General features: G+C 63.6%; 26 protein-coding genes. 13 read left to right on the top strand and 13 right to left on the bottom strand.

Annotated features, from left to right (window positions below):
• Window positions 1-6 precede the first annotated feature (6 nt).
• The 5 genes from AC3A35_RS02930 to gpmA form a co-directional block, all read right to left on the bottom strand.
• Window positions 7-756: a HesA/MoeB/ThiF family protein gene (locus AC3A35_RS02930; protein ID WP_487434399.1), complete on the bottom strand. Its 750-nt coding sequence runs from the start codon at window positions 754-756 to the stop codon at window positions 7-9.
• A 62-nt stretch (window positions 757-818) separates the two neighbouring features.
• On the bottom strand, window positions 819-1,268 hold the full coding sequence (locus AC3A35_RS02925) for a hypothetical protein (protein ID WP_487434398.1): 450 nt from the start codon (window positions 1,266-1,268) through the stop codon (window positions 819-821).
• Between the two features lie 23 nt (window positions 1,269-1,291).
• Window positions 1,292-2,689, bottom strand: a complete 1,398-nt coding sequence (locus AC3A35_RS02920; protein WP_487434397.1) for a S41 family peptidase — start codon at window positions 2,687-2,689, stop codon at window positions 1,292-1,294.
• A 52-nt stretch (window positions 2,690-2,741) separates the two neighbouring features.
• A complete protein-coding gene (locus AC3A35_RS02915; protein ID WP_487434396.1) occupies window positions 2,742-4,055 on the bottom strand; it encodes a murein hydrolase activator EnvC family protein in 1,314 nt (437 codons plus the stop codon).
• 11 nt (window positions 4,056-4,066) lie between these two features.
• A complete protein-coding gene (gene gpmA, locus AC3A35_RS02910) occupies window positions 4,067-4,816 on the bottom strand; it encodes a 2,3-diphosphoglycerate-dependent phosphoglycerate mutase (protein WP_487434395.1) in 750 nt (249 codons plus the stop codon).
• Between the two features lie 124 nt (window positions 4,817-4,940).
• On the opposite strand from gpmA, the gene AC3A35_RS02905 reads away from it, so the two are divergent.
• Genes AC3A35_RS02905 through AC3A35_RS02880 form a run of 6 tightly spaced genes read left to right on the top strand, consistent with a single transcriptional unit; the run spans window position 4,941 to window position 7,934 of the window.
• Window positions 4,941-5,276 carry an ArsR/SmtB family transcription factor gene (locus AC3A35_RS02905; RefSeq protein ID WP_487434394.1) on the top strand — a complete coding sequence of 112 codons (336 nt, stop codon included), beginning with the start codon at window positions 4,941-4,943 and terminating at the stop codon, window positions 5,274-5,276.
• Between the two features lie 23 nt (window positions 5,277-5,299).
• Complete coding sequence (locus tag AC3A35_RS02900) at window positions 5,300-5,716, top strand: rhodanese-like domain-containing protein (RefSeq protein ID WP_487434393.1); 417 nt, start codon at window positions 5,300-5,302, stop codon at window positions 5,714-5,716.
• A 2-nt stretch (window positions 5,717-5,718) separates the two neighbouring features.
• The gene (gene grxC, locus AC3A35_RS02895) at window positions 5,719-5,988 is read left to right on the top strand and encodes a glutaredoxin 3 (RefSeq protein ID WP_487434392.1); all 270 of its coding nucleotides are present in this window, start codon (window positions 5,719-5,721) and stop codon (window positions 5,986-5,988) included.
• A gap of 41 nt (window positions 5,989-6,029) precedes the next feature.
• Window positions 6,030-6,488: a protein-export chaperone SecB gene (secB, locus tag AC3A35_RS02890; RefSeq protein ID WP_487434391.1), complete on the top strand. Its 459-nt coding sequence runs from the start codon at window positions 6,030-6,032 to the stop codon at window positions 6,486-6,488.
• A gap of 10 nt (window positions 6,489-6,498) precedes the next feature.
• Complete coding sequence (locus tag AC3A35_RS02885) at window positions 6,499-6,945, top strand: SH3 domain-containing protein (protein WP_487434390.1); 447 nt, start codon at window positions 6,499-6,501, stop codon at window positions 6,943-6,945.
• A gap of 5 nt (window positions 6,946-6,950) precedes the next feature.
• Window positions 6,951-7,934 (top strand): NAD(P)H-dependent glycerol-3-phosphate dehydrogenase, encoded by a 984-nt coding sequence (locus AC3A35_RS02880; RefSeq protein ID WP_487434389.1) that lies wholly within the window; start codon window positions 6,951-6,953, stop codon window positions 7,932-7,934.
• Between the two features lie 32 nt (window positions 7,935-7,966).
• On the opposite strand, the gene AC3A35_RS02875 is transcribed toward AC3A35_RS02880, so the two are convergent.
• Both AC3A35_RS02875 and AC3A35_RS02870 read right to left on the bottom strand, forming a co-directional pair.
• Window positions 7,967-8,431, bottom strand: a complete 465-nt coding sequence (locus AC3A35_RS02875; RefSeq protein WP_487434388.1) for a tRNA (cytidine(34)-2'-O)-methyltransferase — start codon at window positions 8,429-8,431, stop codon at window positions 7,967-7,969.
• Between the two features lie 35 nt (window positions 8,432-8,466).
• On the bottom strand, window positions 8,467-9,171 hold the full coding sequence (locus AC3A35_RS02870; RefSeq protein WP_487434387.1) for a double zinc ribbon domain-containing protein: 705 nt from the start codon (window positions 9,169-9,171) through the stop codon (window positions 8,467-8,469).
• Between the two features lie 58 nt (window positions 9,172-9,229).
• On the opposite strand from AC3A35_RS02870, the gene bioB reads away from it, so the two are divergent.
• Genes bioB through AC3A35_RS02855 form a run of 3 tightly spaced genes read left to right on the top strand, consistent with a single transcriptional unit; the run spans window position 9,230 to window position 11,823 of the window.
• The gene (bioB, locus tag AC3A35_RS02865; protein ID WP_487434386.1) at window positions 9,230-10,219 is read left to right on the top strand and encodes a biotin synthase BioB; all 990 of its coding nucleotides are present in this window, start codon (window positions 9,230-9,232) and stop codon (window positions 10,217-10,219) included.
• Between the two features lie 9 nt (window positions 10,220-10,228).
• Window positions 10,229-11,152 (top strand): methyltransferase domain-containing protein, encoded by a 924-nt coding sequence (locus AC3A35_RS02860; RefSeq protein WP_487434385.1) that lies wholly within the window; start codon window positions 10,229-10,231, stop codon window positions 11,150-11,152.
• A 23-nt stretch (window positions 11,153-11,175) separates the two neighbouring features.
• Window positions 11,176-11,823: a pyrimidine 5'-nucleotidase gene (locus tag AC3A35_RS02855; RefSeq protein ID WP_487434384.1), complete on the top strand. Its 648-nt coding sequence runs from the start codon at window positions 11,176-11,178 to the stop codon at window positions 11,821-11,823.
• A 10-nt stretch (window positions 11,824-11,833) separates the two neighbouring features.
• Here AC3A35_RS02855 and hemB read toward each other — a convergent pair whose 3' ends face one another.
• On the bottom strand, window positions 11,834-12,850 hold the full coding sequence (hemB, locus tag AC3A35_RS02850; protein ID WP_487434383.1) for a porphobilinogen synthase: 1,017 nt from the start codon (window positions 12,848-12,850) through the stop codon (window positions 11,834-11,836).
• A gap of 196 nt (window positions 12,851-13,046) precedes the next feature.
• Window positions 13,047-13,709 carry a ribosome biogenesis GTP-binding protein YihA/YsxC gene (gene yihA, locus AC3A35_RS02845; RefSeq protein ID WP_487434382.1) on the bottom strand — a complete coding sequence of 221 codons (663 nt, stop codon included), beginning with the start codon at window positions 13,707-13,709 and terminating at the stop codon, window positions 13,047-13,049.
• Between the two features lie 120 nt (window positions 13,710-13,829).
• Between yihA and AC3A35_RS02840 the strand changes: the two genes are divergently transcribed.
• From AC3A35_RS02840 to phoU, 4 genes are all read left to right on the top strand, one after another.
• A complete protein-coding gene (locus AC3A35_RS02840; RefSeq protein WP_487434381.1) occupies window positions 13,830-14,456 on the top strand; it encodes a c-type cytochrome in 627 nt (208 codons plus the stop codon).
• Window positions 14,457-14,740: 284 nt separating this feature from the next.
• Window positions 14,741-15,991 carry a molybdopterin molybdotransferase MoeA gene (gene moeA, locus AC3A35_RS02835; RefSeq protein WP_487434380.1) on the top strand — a complete coding sequence of 417 codons (1,251 nt, stop codon included), beginning with the start codon at window positions 14,741-14,743 and terminating at the stop codon, window positions 15,989-15,991.
• A 29-nt stretch (window positions 15,992-16,020) separates the two neighbouring features.
• Window positions 16,021-16,683 (top strand): ribose-5-phosphate isomerase RpiA, encoded by a 663-nt coding sequence (gene rpiA / locus AC3A35_RS02830; protein ID WP_487434379.1) that lies wholly within the window; start codon window positions 16,021-16,023, stop codon window positions 16,681-16,683.
• 60 nt (window positions 16,684-16,743) lie between these two features.
• On the top strand, window positions 16,744-17,445 hold the full coding sequence (gene phoU / locus AC3A35_RS02825) for a phosphate signaling complex protein PhoU (RefSeq protein ID WP_487434710.1): 702 nt from the start codon (window positions 16,744-16,746) through the stop codon (window positions 17,443-17,445).
• 90 nt (window positions 17,446-17,535) lie between these two features.
• Here the strand turns inward: phoU and AC3A35_RS02820 are convergent, their stop codons facing one another.
• The 4 genes from AC3A35_RS02820 to pap form a co-directional block, all read right to left on the bottom strand.
• The gene (locus AC3A35_RS02820) at window positions 17,536-17,808 is read right to left on the bottom strand and encodes an oxidative damage protection protein (RefSeq protein WP_487434378.1); all 273 of its coding nucleotides are present in this window, start codon (window positions 17,806-17,808) and stop codon (window positions 17,536-17,538) included.
• Between the two features lie 62 nt (window positions 17,809-17,870).
• Window positions 17,871-19,262 carry a sensor domain-containing diguanylate cyclase gene (locus AC3A35_RS02815; RefSeq protein ID WP_487434709.1) on the bottom strand — a complete coding sequence of 464 codons (1,392 nt, stop codon included), beginning with the start codon at window positions 19,260-19,262 and terminating at the stop codon, window positions 17,871-17,873.
• Window positions 19,263-19,329: 67 nt separating this feature from the next.
• Window positions 19,330-20,706: an amino-acid N-acetyltransferase gene (gene argA, locus AC3A35_RS02810; protein ID WP_487434377.1), complete on the bottom strand. Its 1,377-nt coding sequence runs from the start codon at window positions 20,704-20,706 to the stop codon at window positions 19,330-19,332.
• A gap of 179 nt (window positions 20,707-20,885) precedes the next feature.
• Window positions 20,886-22,373 (bottom strand): polyphosphate:AMP phosphotransferase, encoded by a 1,488-nt coding sequence (pap, locus tag AC3A35_RS02805; RefSeq protein WP_487434376.1) that lies wholly within the window; start codon window positions 22,371-22,373, stop codon window positions 20,886-20,888.
• Window positions 22,374-22,405 lie beyond the last annotated feature (32 nt).

The following is a 22,405-nucleotide window of genomic DNA, read 5'->3' as shown; positions in this document are numbered from 1 at the left end:
TTCAGGTCAGCGTCCACCGCACACCGCGCATTCCGGATCGCGCCCGAGCGACACGCTGCGCCATTCCATGCCCAGCCCGTCGAGCAACAGCAGACGGCCGTCGAGCGAGGTCCCGCACCCGACAATAAGCTTCAGTGCCTCGGCCGCCTGGGTGGACCCGATGATGCCGACGAGCGGCGCAAAAACCCCCATCACCGCACACCTGACCTCCTCCAGCTCTTCGCCTTCGGGGAATAGACAATGGTAGCAGGCGCTTTCCGGCTTGCGCAGGTCGAACACCGACACCTGACCGTCGAACCGGATCGCCGCGCCCGACACCAGCGGCTTGCGATGCTTGACACACGCGCGATTGACGGCATGGCGGGTAGCGAAATTGTCGCAGCAATCGAGTACCACATCTGCGGCCGCGACCTGGGCGTCAAGCTCGTCGCCCTGCAGCCGGACTGGCAGCACCTCCACCCGGGCGAGCGGATTGAGTCGATACAGCGTATCGCGGCCGGATTCGACCTTGAGCCGGCCGATGCACTCTGCACTATGCAGAATCTGCCGCTGCAGGTTGGTCAGATCGACCGTATCGCCATCGGCCAGCACCAGGGTTCCGACACCTGCTGCAGTCAGATACATGGCAGCCGGCGACCCCAGCCCGCCGGCACCGATCACCAGTGCGCGCGCCGCGAGTATTGCCTCCTGCCCCTCCACATCGATCTCGGACAGCAGGATGTGGCGGCTGTATCGCAGTAGCTGATCGTCAGTCATGTGGCACGCAACAAAAAAGGGCTGCACCCGGCAGCCCGAATGCAAGCGACAAGGAGCGAACGCTACTTGTACTCACGCAGATCGGGCGGGGTTTCATCATGGTCGCCATGAGCATGATGATCCCAGGCCTGAATGTAGACTTCGTTGGACTGCTTGAGCAGGCGCTCGGGCGACTCGAGGTTATGGCGCTGGGTTTCCTCGCAGAAATACACCAGCGCCCTTACCAGTTTCGAGTAAAGGCTGTTGTCGAGCGCAAAACCCGCATCCCGCAAAGCGTCTTCGAGCAACTCCAGGCTGTAGTCGAGTACTGAATAACGGACGATCAGCGTGTAGTCACCGCTCCCGCGCTCGACCTGGAGACCCTTCAACATCCGCAAGGCGCGCAGAGCCCGGTCAACCTGACCGGGCGGCAACTTTTTGAATCGCAACTCCCGCTGCTTGTCGATTCCTGCCCCGACGACGGGATGGTCGTGACGCCTGCCGGCAAGCTTGTAGGCGGTTTCACGTCGCATCACAACCCTCACATTGATATGGATTATTTTTTATTCTGGACGAACTGCAGGCCCTTGAGAAGGATTACTGCCTGACCGAGCTGGTAATCGTCCTTGCCAGCGGGCTCGAACCTCGCGGCCTGCTCGGAATCGTCTTCCTCCGGGCTAAGCTCCCCACCCTTGGCATCCCCACCCTTGGCATCCCCGGCCTTGCGCTCGGTCTCGGGGTCACGGTCGTTGCCCAGATGGCGATCCAGATCCGCCTCGCGCAGGCGTCTTGCCGACCCATTGGCCGATTCTTCGACAACGATGTCGGGCTCGATGCCCTTGGCCTGGATCGAACGCCCGCTGGGGGTGTAGTAGCGGGCCGTGGTCAACTTGATGGCGGTGGTGTTGTTCAGTGGCAGAATCGTCTGCACCGAGCCCTTGCCGAAGGTCTTGGTGCCCATGATGACCGCCCGCTTGTGATCCTGTAGCGCACCGGCAACGATCTCCGATGCCGAGGCCGAACCGGCATTGACCAGAACGACCATGGGCACATCCCGCGCCCACTTCGGCAAGGCACGCAGAAAATCATCCCGCGAGCCGCGCAGATAGTCCTCCGGCGCTGCACGATATTCGCGCTTCGCGTCCTCGGTGCGCCCATCGGTCGACACCACCACGATGTTGCTCGGCAAGAAGGCGGCGGCCACGCCGACCGCGCCATGAAGCAGTCCGCCCGGGTCGTTGCGCAGATCGAGCACCAGGCCTTTCAACTGCCCTTCCTTCGCCAGCTTCTCAAGATGCTGGACCACCGAGTTGGCAGTGTTTTCCTGGAACTGCGCTACCCGCAGCCAACCATAGCCGGGTTCAATCACCTTCGACTTGACGCTCTGAACCTTGATCACCTCGCGGGTGAGGGTCAGAACAATCGGCCGCGCCTCACCCTTGCGCATGATGGTCAGAGTGATGTCGGTCTTCGGTTTGCCCCGCATGCGCTTGACCGCATCATTCAGGTTCATGCCCTTGATCGGTGTATCGTCGAGCTTCACGATCAGATCGCCTGCCTTCACCCCCGCGCGGTAGGCCGGCGTATCCTCGATCGGCGAGACCACCTTGACGAAACCATCCTCCATGCCGACTTCAATGCCAAGTCCACCGAACTCGCCCTGGGTCCCGACCTGGAGATCCTTAAACGCCTCCGCATCGAGATACGCCGAGTGCGGATCGAGTCCGCTCAGCATGCCGCTGATCGCATGGGTAACGAGCTTCTTGTCGTCGACCGGCTCCACGTAGCCCTGCTTGATCGCGTTGAACACGTCCGCAAAAGCCCGCAGTTCCTCGACCGGAAGCGGCGCCAGAGTCACCTTGTCGGCGTTGGCGGAGAAGTTCAGGCTGATCATCACCCCGGCGAATACGCCGGTCATCACGAGCCCGAGTTGTTTCAGCTTGCTGCTGGGCATGAGCACTCCATCGGGAATATGCCAGCGTGGCCACTCGGGCCACGCTCTGTGTCTAGTTAAGCCGGACCCACTGCATCGGGTCGAGCGCCCGTCCTTGATGACGGATTTCGAAGTATAAACCCGATTCCGGGCCCCCTCCGCTCGCCCCTACGCTGGCGATCGCATCACCACCCGCGACGGTATCGCCAACTTCTCGGAACAGCGCATCATTGTTACCGTACACCGAAAGATAGTCACCGCCGTGGTCCACAATCAGCAGGTTCCCGTACCCCCGCAACCAGTCCGAAAACACCACCTCGCCGGCGCCGACCGCCCGAACCTCTGCGCCGCTGGCTGCACGAATGAACACCCCTTTCCAAGTGGTGCCACCTCCAGCCCTTTGAGCGCCGAAACGGCCAATGAGTTCTCCGCGCACCGGAAAACGCAACTGACCACGCAACTGGGCAAATTTCACCCCGGTCGGAGTCGGACCGGCGGACTGCCGGATCTCGCCCACGACCGGCTCGGATCGACGCGACGCCGTGCCCTGGCCGGCCGGGGGCGCCCCTGCCGCTTGCGCCGCCCGACGCTCTGCAGCGACACGTGCTGCGGCCTGTCGCGCGGCAACTTCCCGCGCACGCTGCGCCAGGGTCTCGATGAGGCGCGCGAGCCGCTGCTCGTCCGCCCGGAGCGCATCGACCTCCTGCTTCTGCGACTTGAGCTGCCCGGCGATCTCGACCAGCGCCTGTCGACGCATCTCGTGCACTTTCGCCAGCGCCTCCTGCTGGGCACGCTGCTCGACCTCGAGCTGCGCCATACGATCGCGGCGGGCCGCAATCTCGGACGCGCGTTCCGCCTTGTTGCGCAGATCGTGGCGCAGGCCGTCGATCAGTTCCAGCCGCGCGCGACCAAGATGCTCGAGATAATGCGCATCACGCGCCAACTGGTTGGGGTCGCGCGCGGCAAGCAGGGGAGCAACGCCATCGGCCGAGCCGAACATGTAGTGCCGCCGGAGCCACTCGGAAAGCTCCCCCTGACGCGCGGCGACACGGGCTTCGACTTCGCGCTGCTCGGACTCGAGCACGGCCAGCTTCTTTTCCGCATCCGCACGCTCGCCGGCAAGACGTCGCACATCACGCGCCACCCTGGATACGGCCCGCTCGGCCTCCGCAAGTGCACTTGCCGCGCTCGAACGGGTGGCCTCGGTCTGTGCCATGTCCTTCTGCAACTCGCGGATCCGCCGTTTGAGATCGTCCAGATCGGACCGCTTCTCGCTGATCTCGGCCGGCGCCTGGGCATGCGCAGCCCCAGACAGTGCCGCTCCGGCGAGCAACACGACCAGTAGCGAGCCGCACGCGACGAGCGTCCTGACAGGACAACCGCTCATGGTCAACGGGTTCAGGCCTTCGCCTTGCCCTGACCGGCCACGGCTGCCTGCGCCGCGCGAATGGTGTCCTCGTCCGCAAGGTAATAGCCCTTGACCGGTTTCAGGTTGACGTCAAGCTCATACACCAGCGGCTGCGCGGTGGGGATGTTGAGGCCGACGATCTCGCGGTCGGAAATATTGTCGAGGTACTTGATCAGCGCGCGCAGGCTGTTGCCGTGCGCTGCCACCAGAATGCGGCGGCCGGCGAGAATCTGCGGCACGATGACCGTTTCCCAGTACGGCACGACGCGCGCCACGGTATCCTTGAGGCACTCGGTACGCGGAAACCTGGCGCGCGGCAGCGACGCATAGCGCGGATCATCGCAATTGAGCCGTTCGTCCCCGTCCTCCAGCGGCGCCGGCGGGGTGTCGTACGAGCGCCGCCACACCAGCACCTGTTCGTCCCCGTAGCGGGCTGCGGTCTCGGCCTTGTTCAGCCCCTGCAGCGCACCGTAATGACGCTCGTTCAACCGCCACGAGTGCTCAACCGGCAGCCACAGCGAGTCGAGTTCCTCGAGCACGATGTTGAGCGTCTTGTTGGCCCGCTTCAGCACGGACGTAAACGCGAGGTCGAAAACATAGCCTTCCTGCTTGAGCAACTGCCCCGCCGCCTGCGCCTCCTCGACCCCCTGCTCGGTGAGGTCGACATCGGTCCAGCCGGTAAAACGATTTTCCTTGTTCCAGGTGGATTCACCATGGCGAAGCAGAACGATCTTGTACATAGAAAGTCTAGGTCCGATAAAAGTTGAGACTGCAGGTAGAATTCATGGGTTCGCGCAACAGAACTGGCGCGCTGAACGCTGGCGCGTTATTTTATACTATTGGTTTTGCCCACCCGGCCCTCTCGTGATCAATCAAGACATATTCGAGCTGATCGATAAGAGCGAACATATCGAGACAGCTGCCCGCGCGCTCAAGGCGATTGCGCATCCGCTGCGCCTCAAGATCCTGTGCGTCCTGGGCAGCGAGGAAGTCTGCGTGCAGGACATCGTCGAAGCGGTGGGCACATCCCAGAGCAACATCTCGCAGCATCTCGCGATCCTGCGCGACAAGGGTGTGCTGCAGACACGCAAGGACGCCAACCGCGTCTACTATCGCGTGGGCGATCAGCGCACTCTGCAATTGATCGTGCTGATGCGCGAAGTCTTCTGCGGGGTTGCCCCCGGCAACGCCAGCAAATAACCCCCATCCGGAGCATCGATTTCGTGGAATTCCTGCAAGATAACCTGCACTGGGTCGCACTGGCCGCGGCCTCGGGCGGCTGGCTGCTGTTCGATTTCATCCGCAACCAGGGCAACAAGACACTGCTCAGCCCCGTCCAGGCCACCCTGTTGATCAATCGCGAGGATGCGGTCGTGCTCGACGTTCGTGATCAGGGCGAGTACAGCCAGGGACATATTCCGAATGCGCGTCATCTGCCGCTGGGCGAACTGGCCCGGCGCACCAACGAACTGGAGAAGCTGAAGGACCGCCCCATTATCCTGTGCTGCGCCAGCGGTGCACGTTCGGCGTCGGCCCTGTCGACGCTGAAAAAAGCCGGCTTCGAGAAGCTGTACAACCTGCGCGGCGGCCTGTTCGAATGGGAAAAGGCCGGTCAGCCGATCACCCGCAAGAAGAAGTGACCATGGCCCCGACCATTCGCATGTACACCAGCAATTACTGCCCCTACTGCGCGCGCGCCGAACAGCTGTTGCGCGCACGCGGGGTAACCGAGATCGACAAGATCCGCATCGACCTCGATCCCGCACAACGGGATCTGATGATGCAGGCGACCGGTCGCCGCACCGTTCCACAGATATTCATCGGCGACCACCATGTCGGCGGTTGCGATGACCTTTACGCACTCGATCAGAAGGGGGGACTTGCCCCCCTGCTCGGCCTCGACGCCGACTGAGCCCCATCACCCAGACACACCAACCGATCCAGGCAGCTCACATGACCGAAAACGCACAACCCGTATTCTCGATCGAGAAAATCTACGTCAAGGACCTCTCCCTCGAGGTTCCCAACGCCCCGCAGATCTATCTCGAGCGCGAGAATCCGCAGATCAATGTTCAATTGCGCACCGATGGCAACGCCGTCGACGAGGGCCTGTTCGAAGTTACCCTGACCGTTACCGTCTCGGCGAAAATCGGTGAAGACCGCTCGGTCTTCCTGGTCGAGGTGGCTCAGGCCGGCGTATTCCAGATCCGTAACATCCCCGAGGGCGATCTCGAGCCGGTCATGATGATCGGCTGCCCCAACATTCTCTTCCCCTATGCCCGTGAAGCGGTGTCCGACGCCATCACCCGCGCCGGGTTCCAGCCCGTCCTGCTCGCTCCGGTCAATTTCGAAGCCCTTTACCAGGCGCGCCAGCAGCAGCAAGTAGCCGCCGGCGAAGTGCCGATCCAGTAAGCGTCCGCAGATGATCGCTCGCAACCTTCGCCTGACGCTCGCCTGCATCCTGTCGCTGGCAAGCGGCGCCGGCTTTGCCATCGAGTTCCGCTCGGTTGCAGAACCGGCGATCCTTTACGACACCCCTTCCGACAAGGGCAGGAAACTTGCCATCATCCTCGCCGGCACCCCGGTGGAAGTGGTCGTGCCGCTCGACAAATGGGTGAAGGTGCGCGACCCGGCGGGCATCCTGTCGTGGATAGAATTCCGCGCGCTCGCCGAACGAAGAACCCTGCTGGTCACTGCTGCGCGGACGACGGTGCGTCAGCAAGCCGACGAATCGTCGCCGCCGGCATTCACCACGATCAAGGATGCCGTACTCGAATTCGTCGAGCCGCCGGTAAATGGCTGGATCAAGGTTCGCCACCCGGACGGCGCGAGCGGATACCTCCGGGTAACCGAGGTATGGGGACTCTAGACCGGATGCGGATTTCGGTATTCGGCGCGGGTGCCTGGGGCACGGCGCTTGCCCAGACTTTCTCCGCAACCCATCAGGTCATCCTGTGGGCGCGCGACCCCGCACACATCGAGGAGCTTCGGCGCGATCGCGAAAACCGGCGCTACCTGCCCGGCCTCCCGTTCCGTCAGGCGCTGGAGCTGACTGCAGACTTCGATACCGCTGCCTGCAACACCGACCTGCACCTGGTGGTCACGCCGCTTGCCGGGTTGCGCGAAACGACCCACGCCCTTCACCTTCGACAGCCTGCAACACCGCTCATCTGGGCCTGCAAGGGGCTTGAAGCGGGAAGCGGTCGCCTACCGCACGAAATTGTTGCCGAGGAACTTGGCCCCGATGCCGCCTGCGGCGTGCTGACCGGCCCGAGCTTTGCGGCCGAGGTCGCCGGCGGACTGCCGGCAGCGATCGCTCTCGCCTCTGCCGACACGGCGTTCGCGACCGCCTGGGTGCAGGCCCTCCACCAGCCCCGACTACGCCTGTATGCCAACACCGATGTCGTCGGATGCGAAATCGGCGGCGCCATCAAGAACGTGATGGCCATTGCCGCCGGCGTTTCCGACGGCATGGGTTTTGGCCTCAATGCGCGCGCGGCACTCATCACCCGGGGCCTGGCCGAGATTGCCCGCCTGGCCGAGGCCCTCGGCGGCCGCCCGGAAACACTGATGGGGCTGGCCGGCATGGGCGACCTGATCCTGACCTGTACCGGAGATCTGTCGCGTAATCGCCGCGTCGGCCTTGCATTGGCGGAGGGCAAGACACTGGACGACATCCTGCGCGATCTCGGTCATGTCGCCGAAGGCGTGTCCACCGCCCGTGAAGTCACCAGACTGGCGCAGCGGGTGGGCACCGAGATGCCGATCTGTTCTGCGATCAATGCGGTCCTGCACGAAGGACAGGCCGCCCGTGAAGTGGTCGAACAACTGCTCTCACGAGACCCCCGGCACGAGTAGGCACCGGGCGGAGAGCGCGCGCCGCCACAGCATCAGACTGCGCCCTCGAATCCGAGCTGGCGCCACCCCTCGTATACCACCACAGCCACCGCATTCGACAGATTGATGCTGCGATTCGCCGGCCGCATCGGGATCCGCAAGCGTTGCGCTGACGGAATTGCCCGCAGGACATCGTCCGGCAAGCCCCGGCTCTCCGGACCGAATACCAGCACATCGCCCGCCCGATACCCGACGGTATCGTGCCTCACCGTGCCGCGGGTACTCAGCGCGAACAGCCTTTGTCCGACAAACCGCCGCATGCACGACGGCCAGTCACGATGAACGGTCACATGCGCCAGATCGTGATAGTCCAGCCCGGCGCGCGACAACTGCTTGTCGCTGAGATCGAAACCGAGTGGCTCGACCAAATGCAGACGGGCTCCCGTATTTGCAGTCAGACGGATGATGTTGCCGGTATTCGGCGGAATCTCGGGCTCGTAAAGGACGATATCGAACATCGATCAGGATGAAGATGGAAAGCGCGCACTCTAGCTCAGAGCGGCGCCGGTGTGCGGGCCACGACGCGATTCTCCACCCTGGTCGCACCACAGCGCTTCAGGCAACGGGCGACCTCGTCCAATGACGCGCCGGTCGTCATCACGTCATCGATGACCACGACGCTCATGCCATCCAGGCGCATGCCGCAGGCAAAGGCGCCCCGCAGATTGCGCACTCTCTCGTCGCGCCCGAGTTGCGCCTGGGCCGGGGTGTCGCGCACCCTGGCAACGCGCGTCAGCTCCATCGGCAGACCGGTGGTGCGTGCCAGCGGACGGGCGATTTCGACTGCCTGATTGAACCCCCTTCCCGCGAGCCGACGGGGATGCAAGGGCATCGGCAGAATCAGATCGACCTTCGCAGGGAGTGCAAGCTTCGCGGCGAAGAATCCGGCCAGCGACAGCCGGTGGCGGTACTTCAGGGCCTGAATCAGCACATCGACAGGGAACGCGTAGTCGAACACCACCCGGGTCGCATCGAATGCGGGCGGGGTGCGCAGACAGCGCCCGCACACTTCGCCTGCAGCGGTCGGCAGCGCACATACCGGACACACGGCGGCGGCGTGAAACGGCAGTTCCGCATGGCATGACGCACACACCGGCTGGTCACCTGCGAACGCCCCACACAGGTAGCAATCGTGCGGCATGACCATCTTGAACGCATGGTTTAGCGCTCCCCGCAGCGCCGCAGCGGAATTTGACAAGTTTTCATCCTGTGAACGAAGATGGCGAGTTACCGAATTACAGCCCGGATCACGAGACATGACAAGCACATCAACCATCAAGTTCGCCCGCAAGGCCGTCGCGGCCGTACCCACAGATGCGAAGTGGACGGTTGCCGCCGTTCAGGCCTTGTTCGACATGCCCTTTCTCGACCTCGTGTTCCGGGCACAGCAGGTACATCGCGAGCACTTCACGGCCGGCGAGATCCAGCGCTCGACCCTGCTGTCGATCAAAACCGGCGGCTGCTCGGAAGACTGCGGCTACTGCTCGCAGTCGGCCCGCTACGACACCGGGCTCGAGCGCGAGCAGTTGATGGCGGTGAAGGAAGTGCTCGAACACGCGCGTGCCGCCAAGGCCAAGGGCTCCTCACGCTTTTGCATGGGCGCCGCCTGGCGCGGTCCCAAGGAAAAGGACCTGCAGCCAGTGCTGGAGATGGTGCGCGAAGTGAAAAAGCTCGGGCTCGAGACCTGTGTCACCCTCGGCATGCTGGGCCGTGGCCAGGCCGAGCAACTGGCCGATGCCGGCCTCGACTATTACAACCACAACATCGACACCGCGCCCGAGTACTACAGCGAGGTCATCACCACCCACACGCTGCAGGACCGCCTGGACACCCTGGACAAAGTACGCGAAGCCGGCATCAACGTGTGCTCGGGCGGCATCATCGGCCTGGGCGAAACGCAAACCGGGCGTGCCGGCCTGATTGCACAACTGGCCAACATGAACCCGCCGCCCGAGTCGGTCCCGATCAACAACCTGGTCCAGATCCCCGGCACGCCGCTCGCCGACGGCAGCAAGATCGATCCCTTCGATTTCGTCCGTACGGTCGCCGCCGCACGCATTACCATGCCCACCAGCTTCGTCCGCCTGTCCGCCGGCCGCCAGGAAATGAGCGACGAATTGCAGGCGATGTGCTTCATGGCCGGCGCCAACTCGATCTTCTACGGCGAACGCCTGCTGACCACCGACAACCCCGACGCCGATCACGATGAACAGCTGTTCGCACGGCTCGGGCTGAAATCGATCTGACGCCTGAACGTGGCGCTCGACCCTGATTTCCGGCTCGACCGGGGATTGCTGCGGCGTCGCTTCGAACGTTGCGCTGCGCGTTACGACAGTGTCGACGTCCTCGCACGCGAGATCGCCCGGCGCATGGACGAGCGCCTCGACTACATCCGGATCGCTCCCCGACGGGTGCTGGATCTGGGATGTGGCACCGGCGCCGACCTGCTACGGCTGGCCGAACGCTATCCGGATGCCGATCTGCTCGGGCTCGATTTCGCGCTGCCCATGCTCGCACGCAGCCATCTGCGAACGCGTCCCCGGCACAGTCCGATGGGGGGACTGCTCCGCCGCCTGCTCGGTGCGACCGCACACGCCATGCCGGCACTTGCGGCGGACGCCTCGGCACTGCCCGTCGCACGCGCCAGTGTGTCGCTGGTGTGGTCGAATCTGATGCTTCCCGCCCTGCACGACCCGCTACCGGCATTTCAGGAAGTTCACCGGGTGCTGGAGACAGGCGGACTGCTGATGTTCTCCACGCTGGGACCCGACACGCTGCGCGAACTGCGCGGCGCACTGTCCGACCGGACCGGGGAACGGGTACACCGTTTCATCGACATGCACGACATCGGCGACGCCCTGGTCCAGGCGGGCTTCTCCGACCCGGTGATGGACATGGAGATGGTGACCCTGACCTACACCGGACTGGATGAGCTGCTCCACGACCTGCAGGCCAGCGGGAGCAACAATGCGGCCAGCTCGCGACCACGCGGCCTGTCGGGCAAGCAGGCCTGGGCCGAGGCCCGCGCCCGCTACGAGCAGCTGCGCAGCGCGGGAAGGCTGCCGGCCACGTTCGAAGTCATCCAGGGACATGCCTGGAAGTCCGCCCCCAAAACCACCGAAGACGGGCGTGCGGTCGTGCACTTTCATCCGCGCCCCACGGCCAAGCCTTCGACCTGAGCCACGGCATCGGAAACGCCTTCATGACCGCTGCACCCGTCTGGCTGTTCGATCTCGACAACACCCTGCACAACGCCAGTCCGCACATTTTTCCGCACATCAACCGCAGCATGACAGCCTACCTCGAGCAGCATCTGGCGCTGAGTACCGAGGACGCCAACGCGCTGCGCCTGAAGTACTGGCACCAGTATGGCGCCACGCTGCTCGGCCTGGTACGGCACCACGCTACCGATCCGCATCACTTCCTGCGCGAAACGCATCGTTTCGAACGGCTGCGCAAGATCGTCGTGTTCGAGCGCGCCCTGAAGGGCATGCTGAAAAAGCTGCCCGGGCGCAAGATCGTGTTTTCCAATGCACCGCGTGCCTACGCCGCGGCGGTGCTCGACGTCATGGGCATCCGCGGCCTGTTCGATGCCGTGGTCGGCATCGAGGCACTCGACTTTCAACCCAAGCCGAGCATGGCAGCCTACCGCTGCATCATTCGACGCTACCGACTCAACCCCCGGCGCTGCATCATGATTGAAGATACCGCGGTCAACCTGCGCACTGCACGCCGCCTCGGCATGCGTACGGTGCTGGTGGGCCGCGGCACGCGCCATCCGGCCTATGTGGACGTGAAGATCAGCTCGATCATGAAGCTGCGCCGGGCAACCGGCGGCTTGTTCCGCTGAGGCCCGGCGATCAGCCGCCGCTACGCATCCAGCGCGCGGCATCGAGCGCAAAATAGGTCAGGATGCCATCCGCGCCGGCGCGCTTGAACGCCAGCAGGGCCTCCATGACACACGCACGCTCGTCCAGCCAGCCATTGGCCACGGCAGCCTTGAGCATCGCGTATTCGCCACTGACCTGATACACGTAGGTCGGCACCTGCAGCTCGGCCTTTACCCGGCGTACGATATCGAGGTAGGGCATGCCGGGCTTGACCATGAACATGTCGGCACCCTCGGCGATGTCGAGCGCCACCTCGCGGATGGCCTCGTCACTGTTGGCCGGGTCCATCTGATAGGTGTACTTGTTGCCCTTGCCCAGGTTGCCGGCAGAACCGACCGCGTCGCGAAATGGGCCGTAAAAGCTGGATGCATATTTGGCCGAATAGGCCAGGATGCGGGTATGAATGCGGCGATCGGCATCGAGCTCGGCGCGAATGCGCGCAACCCGCCCGTCCATCATGTCGGATGGCGCCACCACGTCCGCACCGGCCCGGGCATGGCACAAGGCCTGTTTCGCCAGGGCCTCGAGCGTTTCGTCGTTGAGCACATAGCCGCGCGGATCGTCAGGATCGATCAAGCCGTCCTGTCCGTGGCTCGTGTAGGGGTCGAGCGCCACATCGGTGATCACGCCGAGTTCGGGAAAGCGGTCCTTGAGCGCCTGCACCACCCGCGGCACCAGACCGTCCGGGTTCCAGGCCTCCTCGGCCTGCGCACTCTTGCGTGCGGTATCGATCACCGGAAACAGGGCCAGGGCCGGCACCCCAAGGGTCAGCGCCTCCTCGGCGAGATGGAGCAGACGGTCGAGCGATACGCGGCTCACGCCTGGCATCGAGGTCACCGGCTCCACCGTATCCTGCCCCTCGAGGACGAATACCGGGTAGATCAGATCGGCGGGCGTCAATACGTTCTCACGCATCAGCCGCCGGGAAAAATCATCGCGGCGCATGCGCCGCATACGTGTCGTGGGAAAGCTGGCTTGGGCTGGCATATCGGATCCGGCAACAGTGACCAACAGGAATCAGACCAATCGGTCAGGTCAAAAAAACAAATGGTAACGAGTGGGAGCGGAACTTCCTGTCTTCGTTCAGCTCACAGATGACAGATGGTGCAAGCCATCTCCCGCTTCACCTCCCTGAGCGGGGCCTCGACAACTCGAGGCATTTTTTCACCCCCGGCCTCCCCCCTTAGCCGGGGGTTTTTGTTTCTGCGCCCGAGACCGCGGTCATACCCGCCGCCTCATCGGTCGGCAACGCCCCAAGCCCCAACCAGTCGGTCACGATGGCCTCGCATTCCTCGACTCCGGTTTTCTTCAAGCTGGAGAAAAGCTGAACGGTGACCTGCGGACCGTAGGCGGATAATTCCCGGCGGACCGCTAGCAGCGTCGCGTTGGCCGGGCCGCGTGAAAGCTTGTCACTCTTGGTCAGCAGCACATGGATCGGCCGCCCGGAAGGTGCAAACCAGCCGATCATCTGGCGGTCCAGGTCGGTCATCGGATGCCGCGAATCCATCATCAGCACCAGCCCGACCAGGCTTTCACGCTCTTTCAGGTAGGTTTCGATCAAGGCGCCCCAGTCGCGCCGGACTTTCTCCGGTACGGCAGCGTAGCCGTAGCCGGGCAGATCGACCAGAATAGCGCCGCAATTGAGGCGGAAAAAATTGATCAGTTGTGTGCGGCCCGGGGTCTTCGACACGTAGGCGAGCCTGACATGCCCCGCCAGCGTATTGATTGCGCTGGACTTCCCGGCATTCGATCGACCGGCGAAAGCGATCTCCGGTCCGTTTGCAGGCGGCAGCCCGGATGGCTTGGCGATCGAGATCTCGAATTGTGCGTTGCGAAAGATAGGCATTGAAAAGTGGCGCGAAGGCCGTTGTACGGGGTAAAAACCCTCATCGCGTCGCGCAACAAGCGTTTCGTGATATAGAATACCGCGTTTTGAGACAACAATTCACGGCTTTCCGAGGACATCATGATCAAGCGTTCCCTGTTGCTCTCGCTGCTGCTGGTCGCAGGCAGCCTCCAGGCCCAGGATCAGGCACCCGACCTGGCCAAGGCAAAACAGACCGCTGAAACGGTCTGTGCAGGTTGTCATATGGCGGACGGCAACAGCCAGCTCGCGGCCAACCCGAAGCTGGCGGGTCAGCACTCCGAATACCTCTTCAAGCAATTGCGCGAGTTCAAGGGCTGGGACGGCAAGCCGCCCGTCCGCGACAATGCGGTGATGGGCGCGATGGTCGCCGGCCTCGACGAAGGCGACATGAAGGGTCTGGCCCAGTATTTCTCGACCCAGAAACTGCAGCCCGAGGCAGCGAAGAGCCTGGAGACGATCGAACGCGGTCAGCAAATCTGGCGCTCCGGGATCGCATCCAAGGGTGTTCCCGCCTGTGCCGCCTGCCACGGTCCCGCAGGCGCGGGACTGCCCGCTCAGTATCCGGCACTCGCCGGGCAGTTCGCCGACTACACCGAAGCCCAGCTCAAGGGCTTCCGCGACGGCGTCCGCGCCAACGATCCGAACAGCATGATGCGTATGATCGCAATCAAGATGACCGACCCGGAGATGAAGGCGGTGGCCGACTACGCAGCCGGTCTGCGCTGAGGCGTTCGACCGGCACGACGAATGGGGTGGCTTGTCCACCCTATTTTTTTGTCCATTGCTCATTGCGCTTGCGCGGCAATGCGTCATTGGCGGACTGGAAGCTGGACGACCGGCAACTGGAAGACGTGCAGCCGGCAGGATGATTCCAACGGTGGCTCGACGACACGACCTGCTTGCATGGACGCCTCGTCGGGGACCGGCGCGGCGTCGCACGACGGATAGCCCTCAATGTGTGAAAATGCAGAGCCGTAGCCCCAGCGGACACCTCGTTTCCGGATAAGCAGATGACCCAGCCAGCGACAGGCGCCGACCCAGGGCGCAATTTTCTCGGCGTTGCCGAGGCACGCAGTGCGATTCTCGACTCCATCGAGCCGGTGACCGGCTGGGAGCGGGTCGCCGTGCGCAGCGCCCTTGGCCGCATCCTCGCCGAGGACGTGATCGCGCCGTGCAATGTGCCGGCCCACGACAATTCGGCGATGGATGGATATGCGGTACGCGCCGCCGACCTCGGTGGCGGCGGCGACACCGTGCTCACAGTGGTCGGCACCGCCTTCGCCGGCAAGCCCTTCTCCGGCATCGTCGGTGGCGGGCAAGCCGCCCGCATCATGACTGGTGCCGAGATTCCCGAAGGCGCCGACACGATCGTGGTGCAGGAGGTGGTCCGCCGCGAGGACAACCGGGTGTTCATCCCGGCCGGCCAGCGTAGCGGACAGAACCTGCGCCGTGCGGGAGAGGACCTTGCGCTCGGTGGCATCGCACTGGCAGCAGGTAGCCGCTGCGGCCCGGCCGAACTCGGCCTGATCGCTTCGCTCGGCATCGCCGAGATCGTCGTCCATCGCCGGCTCCGGGTGGCGTTCTTCTCCACCGGCGACGAAATCGCCACCATCGGTCGCCCCCTCGCGCCCGGCCAAGTCTACGACAGCAACCGCTATACGCTCTTTGGCGCGCTCAGTCGGCTTGGCTGCGAGCTTATCGACATGGGGGTCATCGCCGACCATCCGGCCGCACTCGAGGCGGCCTTCAGCGACGCCTCGCAGGCAGCGGATGTGATTATCACCAGCGGCGGGGTATCGGTCGGCGAGGCCGACTTCATCCGCGAAATGATGACGCGAATGGGCGAGGTCGCATTCTGGAAGCTGGCGATCAAGCCCGGACGGCCGATGGCCTTCGGCCGCATCGGCGAGGCCCGGCTGTTCGGTCTTCCCGGCAATCCGGTTGCGGTCCTGGTCACCTTCTACCAGTTCGTTCAGGACGCCTTGCTCAAGTTGATGGGTGTCTCCCCGCTGCCGGCCCCCGGACTGTTCGAGGTCACCTGCACCGAGACGGTCCGCAAACAAGCCGGGCGCTGCGAATACCTGCGCGGCCGCATGACGCGCGCCGATGGCCGGATCAGCGTGGCTCCGGCCAGCGCCCAGGGATCGGGCATTCTGCGCTCGATGTCGGAAGCCGACTGCTTTATCGTGCTCCCCGAAGACTGCACGGGTGTGCAGGCCGGGGAGCGTGTACTGGTGCAACCCTTCGACGGGCTCGTCTGAACCCCGTCCCACCTCCTACGGATCCGCCCATGACCCAGGACGAACTCAAGAAAGCCGCGGCCCTCGCCGCTTTGCAGGAAGTCGAGGAAGGCAGCATCGTTGGCGTCGGTACCGGCTCGACGGTGAACCATTTCATCGACGGCCTGGCCGGCATGCGTGACCGCATCCGTGGCGCCATCTCCAGTTCGGAAGCCAGCTCGCAGCGCCTTGCGGCCCACGGCATCCCGCTGTTCAGCCTGGACGATATCGAGGAGTTGCCGGTGTATGTCGACGGCGCCGACGAGATCGATGGCGGCTTCTGCATGATCAAGGGCGGTGGCGGCGCGCTGACCCGCGAAAAGATCATTGCCGCGGTGTCGCGGCGCTTCGTCTGCATTTGCGATGCGAGCAAGAAGGTCAGCATTCTCGGTCGCTTCCCGCTTCCGGTCGAGGTCATTCCGATGGCCCATGCCCAGGTCGCCCGCGAACTGGTAAAACTGGGCGGGAACCCGCGCCTGCGCGAAGATTTCGTGACCGACAACGGCAACCTGATCCTCGACGTGCATGGCCTGTCGATCAACGACCCGGTTGCCATGGAAACGGAGCTGAACCAGATTGTCGGCGTCGTGACCAACGGCCTTTTTGCCCGTCGCGGTGCCGATGTCCTGCTGCTGGCGGCAGCTACCGGAGTCGAGCGCCAGGTTCGCCACTGACACAAAACAGTAATTTTTACCTGTTAGCCTGTCCCCTTCCTGGATACCGCAATGGCAAAAATGACCGAACATACCCATAAGCAGTTCGACACCGAACTGGAAACGATCCGTACCGGCGTACTGCAGATGGGCGGCCTGGTCGAAACCCAGGTTGCCAACGCATTGGAAGGGCTGAAAACCGGCAACATCGGCCTGCTCGAACGCGTCATCGAAGGCGACCACCGCATCAACCTGCTCGAAATCGAGCTCGACGAAGACTGCAACCAGATCATCGCCAAACGCCAGCCAGCTGCCGTCGACCTGCGCCTGGTGATGACGGTGATCAAGTCGATCGCGGATCTGGAGCGCATCGGCGACGAAGCCAAGAAGATCGCCAAAGCCGCCAAGCGTCTGCATTCGGGCGAAATGCCATTCTCACTGCGCATCGACCTGGGCTATTCGGCCGGGCTGGCGCTGGACATGTTGCGCAGCGCGCTGGACAGCTTTGCCCGCGCCGATGCATCGAACTGGACTGCGATCAGCAAGCAGGACGAGGAAGTGGACGCCTGCTTCAAGGGCATCATGCGGCAGCTGATCACCTTCATGATGGAAGACCCGCGCACCATCTCCAACAGCCTCGAGGTCCTGTTCATCGCCAAGGCTATCGAGCGCATCGGCGACCACTCGAAGAATGTCGCCGAATACGTCGTCTTCCTGGTTCAGGGACGCGATGTGCGTTACGCCAAATCGGTCGTCGCCGAAGGTCTGCCGCCCAAGCCCTGAGCACTGCAGGTCGTTAAAAAGGATGGTTGCCGACCATCCTTTTTCTGTCGAAGGCCGTTCAACACGGCATCACGGTGCAACCGACCGATCTCACTGAGCCGGCGGCACGTACCCTGAAACCTGGTCTGCCCCGCCCTCGAAGAAGTGCTTTTCCATCTGTTCGGCGAGGTATTTGCGCGCGCGCGCATCCATCAGGTTGAGCCGGTTCTCGTTGATCAGCATGGTCTGATACTTCACCCACTGCTGCCACGCCTCCTTCGACACACTGGCGTAGATACGTTTGCCCAGTTCGCCCGGCACCGGCGGCAGATCGAGACCTTCGGCCTCCCGACCCAGCTTCACGCAATTGACCATACGGGCCATCGTTCAATCCTCTCTACAAATAACGGGGTTGTCGAAAATTCAGGCCCCCATTCTACATCCGCTCAGCGCCCGGCCAGCACCCAGCGATTCCGCCCGTTGGCCTTGGACCGATACATGGCGGCATCGGCCGCGGCCATCAACGCCTCACCGTCGATCCCGTCCTGCGGATAGCAGGCCACGCCGATACTGGCGGTAACGCCGGCAGCCTGCCCTCCAAAATGGAACGGCAGCGCGGCGATGCCTTCGACCAGCCGGGTGGCGAGCTCCGACAGGGCCTCGACCGTGGCTTCCGGCACCAGCACGGCAAACTCGTCGCCACCCAGGCGGAAGAACATCTCGTTGCGCCGCACGATACGTCGTACGCCCTCGGCCAGCGTGACCAGGACTTCGTCCCCCGCCTGATGACCGTACTGGTCATTGATCGGCTTGAATCCGTCGAGATCGAAAGTCAGCAGCCCCACCCGGACTTCGCGCCGCCCGCCATCGGCCAGCAGACGGTCCAGCTCCTCATGAAAGCGCCGGCGGTTGAACAGATTCGTCAGCGGATCGCGCTCGGCAAGCGCCACCAACTGTTGCGCCACGCGGCGGCGTTCGGTGACGTCCTCATAGATCCAGACCCGGCCGATACCGCGTCCGTCCTGGCCGCCTTCGACCACCGCCGACAGGTCGGTCACGACCCGGCCGTCCTTGAAGTGGATCTCATAGGGTTCGCTGACCTCGGCCCGGCGAATCACCGCCTCAATGTGGGCAAGGTATTCTGCAGGCGACTCCAGCAACGGGGTGACGGTGCTCTGCAGCACCACGTCGCGGACACCGATCAGGTTCTCATCGGGTGGATAGGCCCACAGATCGAGCATCGCGCGGTTGTAATACAACACCCGGTGATCACGGTCGATGAACAGGATACCCAGCCGGATCACGTTGAGCAGTGCGGAGAGGCGATGGCGCTCGTCGTTGCTGCGGGCGAGATAATGCTCACGCAAAGCCTGGGCACGGCGAAGTTCGGCCACGGTTTCGAGCAGCGTGTATTCGGTTTCCTTCCGTGCCTGGATATCCTCCGCGGACAGACGCACACCGGCAACACCGCCCACGCGGTCACGCAAGGCGCGCCAGTGGCAGGCCACCCAATTGATGCCACCGTCGTCGCGATGCAGACGGAGCTCGAAGTCACGCGCCTCACCCGATTCCAGCACCTCGCCCATCACCCGCCTGGAATAGGCCAGGTCGGACGGATGAACGAGCAGCGCAAGCGGATCGTCGGCCGTCAGAAAGGTGGACGGCGGCCGGGCGGTGAGTCGCTCCACCGAAGGGCTGATCCAGCGCAGTTCCCCGGCGGCACCGAACAGCACCTCGATACCATGGATGCCTTCAACGACGCCGCGCAACAATTCCACCTCGGCGACCGTGGCATCGGGCACGGCGGAACAGGGCGACGAACGCCAGAAGCGCGGCAGCTTCACAGCCGGCCCTCCAGCAGCGCCGGCATGCGGCAGGTCGGCGACAGGGCGCACCGGATCGTTGTCATAGCGGTTTCACGAAGACCTTGGAGCGACGCTGCAGATTGTAGAGCTCACGTTTTTGCTGCGGCAGGGCTTCGGGACCGATTTCGCTGAATCCGCGTTCCCGAAACCAGTGCGCGGTACGCGTGGTGAGCACGAACAGACGCTCCAGGCGCTGCATTCGGGCACGTCGCTCGATACGCCGGAGCAACTGATCACCGAGCCCCGCACGGCGATACTCGGGCACCACCGCGAGACAGGCCAGTTCGGCTGCATTGTCCTCGCTGAAAGGATAGAGCGCCGCACACCCGACCAGCATCCCGTCGTGCTCGACCACGGTGAAACGCTCGATCTCCTGCTCGAGCAGTTCCCGTCCGCGTCGAACCAGGGTGCCATCGGCCTCCATCGGCGAAATCAGCGAGACCAGCGCGGCGACGTCGTCGACGCTCGCCTCGCGCAGCCGGAACAGCACATCGCGCGACACCACGGTACCGACTCCTGCATGGGTGAAGAACTCCAGCAACAGCCCGCCGTCCTTGTCGCGGTCGATCAGATGACAGCGTGCGACGCCCTTGCGTACCGCCCGGATCGCACACGGAAGGTAGAGGTGGAGATCTTCGGTCAGGCCCTCGCCCGCATCGAACTTGCGCTGGGCCTCGTCCGCAGTCACGGCTTCGATCAGCTTGCCATCGGCATCGAGCAGGCCCGGCGCGTCGCACAGATAGATCAGCTTCTCGGCCTTCACCGCCACTGCGACTGCCTCGGCCACTTCTTCCATGCACAGATTGAAGATCTCGCCCGCCGGAGACACGCCGAGCGGGGTGATCAGCACCACGTTCTGCTGATCGAGGTCAGCGTTGATTTCCTCGGCAATGATCTTGCGTACTGCACCGGTGTACTGGTAATCGATGCCATCGACGACGCCGAACGGGCGCGCGGTAATGAAGTTGCCACCGGTCACCCGCATGTAGCTGCCCGCCATCGGCGTGTTGGGCAAGCCCTGCGACAACAGTGCCTCGACTTCGAAGCGGGTCACCGCCATCGCCGACTTGACGCACTCGAGTGTAGCCGGATCGGTCACCCTGAGACCATTGTGAAAGCGCGGCTCCAGACCGCGACGCGCCATCTCCGCATCGATCTGCGGACGGGCGCCATGGACCAGCACCAGGCGGATACCGAGTGCCGCCAGCAGATTGCAGTCGTAGGCCAGGCTTTGCGCCAACTCGCCGCCGGCCACCTCGCCGCCGAAACCGACAACGAAGGTCTTGCCACGAAACGCATGGATATACGGCGCGGCACCACGCACCCAGGCCACGAATTGCGCGGTCGAGTCGAGCGCGGTGCCCGCCGCAGCGACGGCATGGTCGGGAGGGGTTTCGGGGGAAGATTCAGCGCTCAAGAATTCACCGCTCGGTTGGCTCGGTTTGGCACAGACAGCGCGCGCTTCAGGCGCATGCCACCTTATCGTTGTCATATCCGGATTCTAGCGGATGCGGCCGCGAGTTTTGGTGCACCGCGAAGTGAATCATATGCAACAAAATTCCTTCCCGTGCGCCGACGCGCAGCACGCTCCGCCACTCAGTGCGCCAATCCGGCCTCGACCGACTCGCAAATCGTACGCAGGATCTTGATCCGGGCAAACAATTTATTGTCGGCCTCGATCAGGGTCCACGGGGCGATTTCGGTACTGGTGCGATCGACCATGTCGCACACGGCACGCGCGTAGTCGTCCGCCTTGTCGCGATTGCGCCAGTCGTCATCGGTAATCTTGAAGCGTTTGTGCGGCTCGGCCTCGCGTTCCCGGAAGCGCGCCAGTTGTTCGTCGGCGCTGATCGCCAGCCAGAACTTGACCACGATCGCTCCGGACTGGGCGAGCTGATCCTCGAAATCATTGATCTCGGAATAGGCGCGCATCCAGTCGGCTTCGGAGCACAAGCCCTCGACCCGCTCGACCAGCACCCGGCCATACCACGAACGATCGAACATCACCGCTTTTCCACGACTGGGCAGGTGTCGCCAGAAACGCCACAGATAAGGCTGCGCACGCTCTTCCTCGGTCGGTGCCGCAATCGGCACGACGCGGTACTGACGCGCATCGAGCGCCGCAGTCACGCGCCGGATCGCGCCCCCCTTGCCGGCGGCGTCGGCACCCTCGAACACCAGCACCAGCGAGCGATTGCGGAACGCATCGTCGCGGGTCAGCAAGGCCAGCCGCCCTTGATAGCGCTCGAGCCTGTCCTTGTACTCGTTCTTGCTCATCTCCTGCTGCATCTGCAGACTATTGAGCAGATTCAGCGCATCGATTGCCGGCGGCAAGGCTGCAGCCGTCTTGCGCGCAGCCCAGTGCTGCTGCGCCGCGCTCAAGCGCCTGCGCAACGCATCGATCAGGGCCCGCCCGACGAACAGGGCACGAAAGCGCGGATCGCTGCCATCCACGATCGTCCACGGGCAGTCTCCGGTACTGGTGAGGCGTAGCGCATGGCCGGCAACATCGCGATAGCGATCATAAAGGTCATAGAAGCGCCAGTCGCGCTCGGTCACCCGCCAGCGCGTCCTGGGATCCTTCTCAAGATCCTTGAGCCGCTTTTTCTGTCCATCCTTCGACAGGTGAAACCAGAACTTGATCAGCAGCACGCCCTCGCGGGTCAGCATCTCCTCGAAGCGGCGGATCTCGTCCAGGCGCTGGTCGAAGTCGGCTTTCTTGCTGCTGCGCTCGACCCGCTCGTGGATGGGGTCGGTATACCAGTTGTTGAACAACACCCCGATCTTGCCCGCCGGCGGCAACGCGCGCCAGAACCGCCACATGAACGGACGCGCAGACTCTTCCTCGGTCGGGGCATCGAAGGCCCAGGCCTGGATATGACGCGGATCCATCCACTCGTTGAGCAGATTCACCGTTTCGCCCTTGCCCGCACCATCGATGCCGTTGATCAGCACAACCACGGCAAACTGCTTCAGGTCGAGCAGTTCGAACTGGGCATCGAGCAACTCGGCCCGCAACGCGGGTACCGTGGCGTCGAACGCATCCTTGTCGGTGCTGTGTCCAAGTTCGGCCGATTCGAACATGTGCGTTCTCCCCCTCGAGTTGTTGTTGGATG

Source organism: Azoarcus sp. Soil_N_20 (assembly GCF_057656155.1).
This window is presented reverse-complemented; position numbering and strand designations above follow the sequence as displayed.